The sequence below is a fragment of the Fulvivirga imtechensis AK7 genome (assembly GCF_000331535.1).
GTDB classification, from domain to species: Bacteria; Bacteroidota; Bacteroidia; order Cytophagales; family Cyclobacteriaceae; genus Fulvivirga; species Fulvivirga imtechensis.
In genome coordinates, this window is record NZ_AMZN01000152.1 from 1 (window position 1) to 6,699 (window position 6,699).

General features: G+C 44.7%; 5 protein-coding genes. 1 reads left to right on the plus strand and 4 read right to left on the minus strand.

Translation table 11 applies throughout. The features are described 5' to 3' along the window. The first annotated feature begins 613 nt into the window (after nt 1–613). Nucleotides 614–2,257: an ABC-F family ATP-binding cassette domain-containing protein gene (locus C900_RS27190; protein WP_009583713.1), complete on the plus strand. Its 1,644-nt coding sequence runs from the start codon at nt 614–616 to the stop codon at nt 2,255–2,257. Nucleotides 2,258–2,627: 370 nt separating this feature from the next. Here C900_RS27190 and C900_RS27195 read toward each other — a convergent pair whose 3' ends face one another. The 4 genes from C900_RS27195 to C900_RS27215 all read right to left on the minus strand — a co-directional run. Continuing rightward, entirely contained in the window at nt 2,628–3,218 is a 591-nt protein-coding gene (locus C900_RS27195) for a hypothetical protein (RefSeq protein ID WP_009583714.1), read from the minus strand. 1,203 nt (nt 3,219–4,421) lie between these two features. Further along, nucleotides 4,422–4,811, minus strand: coding sequence for a DUF1801 domain-containing protein (locus C900_RS27205; protein ID WP_009583718.1), 390 nt, complete (start codon nt 4,809–4,811; stop codon nt 4,422–4,424). A gap of 82 nt (nt 4,812–4,893) precedes the next feature. Further along, complete coding sequence (locus tag C900_RS27210) at nt 4,894–5,448, minus strand: DUF4287 domain-containing protein (protein WP_009583719.1); 555 nt, start codon at nt 5,446–5,448, stop codon at nt 4,894–4,896. Nucleotides 5,449–5,650: 202 nt separating this feature from the next. Beyond that, nucleotides 5,651–6,699, minus strand: a 1,049-nt coding sequence (locus C900_RS27215; RefSeq protein WP_157494282.1) for a T9SS type A sorting domain-containing protein, incomplete at its 5' end; no start/stop codon positions are given.

A 6,699-nucleotide genomic window follows, 5' to 3' on the forward strand; every position in this document is an offset into this window, starting at 1 on the left:
CCGTTGCTCTACGAAAATTCCAGGATGACGTGGTGGTTTATGACCTCTATTCCTCCTCTGCTTCCTCTGTGGTTATGGCGCGATGTCATTATCCACAAAATCAACTGACAAGTTGTTTAGCACCTACCAATGACAAGTTTTAACTACATGCTGATAGTCAGATGATTGCACCCCATTATTCAGTTTGTAACTTTGCTTCTATTTTGACTTTTCATCGCATAGGTTTACTTTTTTGTCTTGACACAAAAAAGTAACAAAAAAAGTCAAGGCTGTGAGTAAATGGCTAAATTTCAATGCCTGCGATAACAAATCACAAACTCGCCCGATTATCATCGGTCTCAAACAGTGTGATTTACAAAGTATACGTGTGGCATTGAAATTCTTAACGCCATTTGCTCAAGGCCGATCAATAGTTATGTCATTTCCCTCAAAATCAACTCAAAGTTGTTGGAAGCCTCGGGATGACACCCTTAACTAAAGAGCATTGGGGGATGAGCAAAGGAGCAGCGTTACCAAAAACTCGTTATCAGATCGACAACCAAAAATAATGATCCAATCGATTACCAAACATCCCGGGAATTAATAATACATTTGCAGTTTAATTTTTAATAGCATGATCTCAGTTGATTCGGTGACGGTGGAGTTTAGTGGCTCGACACTTTTTAGCAACATCTCTTTTAACATCAATGAAAATGACCGCATAGCCCTGATGGGCAAGAACGGTGCGGGAAAATCCACACTTCTCAAGATAATTGCTGGCGAAGGCAAGCCCACAAGAGGCAAAGTATCCGCTCCGAAAGAAGCAGTGATCGCCTACCTGCCTCAGCACCTGCTTACAGAAGACAAATGCACTGTCTTTGAGGAAGCGTCAAAGGCTTTTGCCAATATTCTTGACATGAAAACTAAGATGGACGAGCTAAACCTGGCGTTGGAGACCCGCACAGACTATGAATCTGAAGAATATTACAAGATCATTGAGCAGGTATCGGAGCTCAGTGAAAAGTACTATTCCATAGAAGAGATCAACTTCGATGCAGAAGTAGAAAAGACATTAATGGGCCTGGGTTTCGTTCGAAGCGACTTCAGCCGCCCTACCAAAGAGTTCAGTGGCGGATGGCGCATGCGCATCGAGCTGGCTAAGATCCTCCTCCAAAAACCCGACCTGATCCTGCTGGATGAGCCGACCAACCATATGGACATAGAATCTATCCAATGGTTGGAAGATTTTCTCATCAACAATGCCAAAGCGGTGATTGTGATCTCCCATGACAAAACCTTTGTAGAGAATGTCACCAACCGCACTATTGAGGTGACCATGGGGCGTATCTACGACTACAAGGCTAAGTACACTCACTACCTGCAACTCCGTAAAGAAAGGCGTGAGCAGCAGCAAAAAGCATACGATGAACAGCAAAAACAGATCGCTGAAATACAGGAGTTTATTGAGCGGTTTAAAGGTACTTATTCCAAGACCCTACAGGTGCAGTCTCGTGTGAAAATGTTGGAAAAGATGGAAATTTTGACGGTTGATGAAGTAGATACTTCGCACCTCAACCTGAAATTTCCCCCTGCTCCACGCTCTGGCAACTACCCGGTGATCATTGAGGGACTGACCAAGAAGTATGGTGACCATACGGTATTTAAAGATGCCTCTATGACCATCGAGCGGGGACAGAAAGTAGCTTTTGTTGGTAAAAACGGTGAAGGAAAGTCCACACTTGTAAAAGCCATGATGGGTGAAATAGATTATGAAGGTAAACTCCAGATGGGGCACAACTGCATGATCGGCTATTTTGCTCAAAATCAGGCTTCTCTGCTGGATGGAGAGCTGACCGTTTTCCAAACCATTGACAATGTGGCCGTAGGTGACATCCGCACAAAGATCAAAGACCTGCTGGGTGCTTTTATGTTCAGTGGAGACGCCATAGAGAAAAAGGTAAAAGTGCTTTCCGGTGGTGAAAGGACCCGTCTCGCTATGATCAAGCTGCTGCTACAGCCGGTCAACCTGCTGATCCTCGATGAGCCTACGAACCACCTCGACATGAAGACCAAGGACATTTTGAAAGATGCTCTAAAAGCTTTTGACGGCACCTTGATCCTCGTCTCCCACGACCGTGATTTCCTTGATGGGCTTGCTACCAAGGTATTCGAGTTTGGCAACAAGCGCATCAAAGAGCATTTTGAGGACATCAATGGCTTCCTGCGGAATAAAAAGATGGAAAATTTGAGAGAGATCGAGCGTAAGGGAGCGGCTTAGGGAGGTTTGCCTGGCATCACACGGTTCGAAACCGTTTCCAAGCTATCCCAGGGTCAGACGGGCTCAAAACCGTCAGCCTCCTATACCAGCACTCACTCAGTTCAAGACCGCGCTTCGACCAACCAAGTCAAAAGGCGTTTCACTGAAGCAGATGGAGAGTTTTACTTTAAGAATCCTGAGCCTTTGGCGGTGTAGCGGGTGGATGGAACTGTTCCTGCTAAGTGGGGCGGACATCGGTAAATACCCGTCTGACGGTTTGGAACCGTCTGACGGGGATACTCGCTCTTTGAAAGTGTTGCTGTTGATGCTGGAGTCAGTTAGAGGTATTCCTGTTGCTGGAAGCTTATCTTTTCTAAGCTTCCAGCCACCCCTACACAAACAACCTTCTCACTTTTTCGGGAGCAATAACCTGATATGACTGCTCGTAAAATGATTGCCTGGAAAGATTAATGAGATCAAAGGCTAGCTCCTTGTCGCACAGTGTTCCGTTCCTTGTTGCGCAATAGTCTTGAAAAGATGAAAAAGGCCATTCCTCCATCCTATCAACTAATCCCGCAGTCATCGGATTCTGATGTATATAGTGGAAGCAAACAAATGGGTAATTCGTGCCACCATTCGTCAGACACTTAGCCTTTGTTTTCTGCCTGAAAAGCGAACCGGTTCTATTCTCCTGTTTGTTAATTGCCTGTGTATAACTGCTTAGCAGTTGCCTGAAGCCGTCTGCCAATGCTGTCATTTCTATTCCTCCTGTTTTTTTCATCTTGATTGACTTGTCCGTTGTGTATACCAAAAAGTGAAAATGATTAGGCATGAGGGCATAGGCTAAAACTGATGTGTAGGGTAAAATATACTTTCTGAATTTCCGCAAAAAATATACGTAGTTTTCCGGTTTGTAAAATAAGAGTTCTTTGTTGTTTCCCTGATTGTAGATGTGGTAGATGTTATTTTCTGCTAATTGCATTTGACATCGGTTTTTATATCCGTCTGACGGGACTCAAGCTTGAAGAGACGTTTTAGTGCTGAAGCTGTTTATGAAACAATTCATAATATCAAAAATAACAAACTTTCCGAAAAGCCCGGGGTCAGACGGGCTCAAAACCGTCAGCCTCCTATACCAGCACCCACTCAGTTCAAGATCGCGATTCGACCAACCCGCAAGTCAAAAGACGTTTCACTGAAGCAGATGGAGGGTTTTACTTTAAGAATCCCGAGCCTTTGGCGGTGTAGCGGTGGATGGAACTGTTCCTGCTAAGTGGGACGGACATCGGTAAATACCCGTCTGACGGTTTGGAACCGTCTGACGGGGATACTCGCTCTTTGGGAGTGTTGCTGTTTGATGCTGGAGTCAGTTAGAGGTATTCCTGTTGCTGGAAGCTTATCTTTTCTAAGCTACCCGGGGTCAGACGGTTCGAAACCGTCAGACACATATACCAGCACCCACGCAGTTCAAGATCGCGATTCGACCAACCAGCAAGTCAAAAGGCGTTTCACTGAAGCAGATGGAGGGTTTTACTTTAAGAATCCTGAGCCTTTGGCGGTGTAGCGGGTGGATGGAACTGTTCCTGCTAAGTGGGACGGACATCGGTAAATACCCGTCTGACGGTTTGGAACCGTCTGACGGGGATACTCGCTCTTTGGGAGTGTTGCTGTTTGATGCTGGAGTCAGTTAGAGGTATTCCTGTTGCTGGAAGCTTTATTTTTCTAAGCTACCCGGGGTCAGACGGTTCGAAACCGTCAGACACATATACCAGCACCCACGCAGTTCAAGACCGCGCTTCGACCAACCAGCAAGTCAAAAGGCGTTTCACTGAAGCAGATGGAGAGTTTTACTTTAAGAATCCTGAGCCTTTGGCGGTAGCGGGTGGATGGAACTGTTCCTGCTAAGTGGGGCGGACATCGGTAGATACCCGTCTGACGGTTTGGAACCGTCTGACGGGGATACTCGCTCTTTGAAAGTGTTGCTGTTGATGCTGGAGTCAGTTAGAGGTATTCCTGTTGCTGGAAGCTTTATTTTTCTAAGCTACCCGGGGTCAGACGGTTCGAAACCGTCAGACACATATACCAGCACCCACGCAGTTCAAGATCGCGCTTCGACCAACCAGCAAGTCAAAAGGCTAAAAACAGAAGATGATTCCAAAAAACAAATATAAGTCATAGAGGTAGATCATTTTAGTCTTTCCAAAACACCTTTCCGCTTAACAATATTTTTATAGTCCCACTGAATTTCTTTCGACTTTTTAAGCCATCGTGCCAGATCCTCCTTGTTGATCTGATCCGCGGAAGTATACCGCATTTCGGCTGCTTTAAACTTGCCTTCTTTCTGTAATCCCTTCTCTTCAAAAGATTGTCCGCTCCAAAAAAGCAATCGAATGCAGCTTTTAAGTTTACTATATCCAACGATCGGGTTACTTTCCAGAAACCATACAGGGTGGGCATGCCATATCTTGTTCTCCGCCTCAGGCAAATGTCGGCTGATCTCCTGCAACAAGACATTACATATCTCTCGGTCTTCGTTCGACTGGGAATCATTGTAAGCCTGGATGTCCTGGTTCATATTTTTGGGATTTTCTATTGTTAAACGCCTGGAAATAGTAACTGTTTGTTATGCGAAAAACTGAGCGGGAATAATAATGCCGCTAACCAGCGTTTTCATATGCTGTTTTGAGCCAATCAATAACCTCTTTGTCAATATCATTAACATCCGTGAGGTTAATCTTGTGAGAATACATAGCGTTAGACGCATTGATGGCTTCCAATTTTCCTTTTGGCTCCTGCCCTTTTAGGTTTATTCCTACCTCAAACCGGCTTTTTGTCGCTGGCTGGAGAATAGCAAATTGTTTCTTGCGCCTTAAGCTCACATAAGCATTTTTGGGCACTACTTCTATATCCTTTCCAAATTGCAGAACTTCAGATAATAGTTTATCATATACAGGCTTGAAATGCTCCTTTCCCTTATACTGCTTTTCAATTAACTCATCTTTATTTTCCACCGAACCAGCGTCTGCCTCCCTGGATTTCAGAGCGACCATATTAGCATAACCGTGGGTAAACGAATGTTCTTCTTTTAGAAACTTTAGAATTTCCCCATGTTTATTGAACCCTTGTTTTTTAACAACTTCTACCCACTGTTCAAGTGTTTTACCGGTGTTCTTATGAAGGTTCGCCAACATCGTTTGCTCTGCCTTATCCATGCTTTATGTTTTGTAGCTTATACTATCTGTACTGTCGATACCAATTTAGCGAATCCTATTAAATAAACCACTCCAAATGCTTAACCATTGTCAGATGTCTATGACACAACTGTCAGAGCGGCAACAAAATAAAATGACCATCAGCAGCAGTAAGTTTCTCACATTCGCTGCTGATGGTCAACCTATATCTCAACAATTAAAACTACCGTCCCAATAGCAACAGTTTCCTGGAAAAAACCCCGCTCCGTGTACTGATTATACAGTAATAAGTTCCCGGGTCCAAATCGCTTCCATCGATCGAAACGGTATACCTTTCAAAACTTTTAACCTCTGATTCAAGTATCGTTTTGAGGCATACGCCATCCAATGAATAAAGCATTACCGTTACAACATCATCTTCCCTGGACTCGAATTCTACCCTTGTGCTTTCAGTAAATGGATTAGGATGCGATTCAATAGAAATATGGTTTTTAAATCGAATAGTTTCCTCCAACGGATTGCTTCTTGCAGATTCAACAGCGATCTCCGTTTGCTCACCTGTTTCCAGTACCATGCTGCAGGTGTTGGAGCAGCCTGTAGTATTGCTTGTTGTTGTAAGGATAAAAGTGGCGCTCGTTCCTTCTGATCCCACCAGATAAGTAAGCTCCGGTGTATTCTCCCCGGAAACGATCGACCATCCTTCACCATTAATAGACCAGGAATAGGAAACATCGCCAATTATGCCGGCAGTTATTGTTTCAGTGCTTAACGGCTCCGGAGGCCCAGGTGGTAAGTTAATATTGCAAGCCGGCTGTGAATAATCAATGCCTACTTCGGTAGTAGTCGTAGTGGTACAACCAGTGCTTTCCTTCGTCACCTCAAGGGTGTATTCTCCTGGAGAAGTAACAGTCGTAGTAGCTGTTATCGCAATCACACTACCAGCGCTTAACCAACGATAGGTTACGCCCTCTGTCGTAGTAGAGCCAGTTAATTCTACGCTGGTAACATCGCAGGTCAGCGGACCAGAATTGCCCGCAGTCACGCCTTCAGGCTGTGAATAATCGATGTCTACTTCAGTAGTAGTCGTAGTTGTACAACCGGTGCTTTCTTTCGTCACCTCAAGGGTATATTCTCCCGGAGAAGTCACAGTCGTAGTAGCTGTTATCGCAATCACACTACCAGCGCTTAACCAACGATAGGTTACGCCCTCTGTCGTAGTAGAGCCAGTTAATTCTACGCTGGTAACATCGCAGGTCAGCGGACCAGAATTGC

Excerpts from the sequence above, each read along its gene's own strand:
- C900_RS27190 (WP_009583713.1), top strand. The coding sequence starts at position 614 with ATGATCTCAGTTGATTCGGTGACGGTGGAGTTTAGTGGCTCGACACTT.
- C900_RS27195 (WP_009583714.1), bottom strand. The coding sequence starts at position 3,218 with ATGCAATTAGCAGAAAATAACATCTACCACATCTACAATCAGGGAAAC.
- C900_RS27205 (WP_009583718.1), bottom strand. The coding sequence starts at position 4,811 with ATGAACCAGGACATCCAGGCTTACAATGATTCCCAGTCGAACGAAGAC.
- C900_RS27210 (WP_009583719.1), bottom strand. The coding sequence starts at position 5,448 with ATGGATAAGGCAGAGCAAACGATGTTGGCGAACCTTCATAAGAACACC.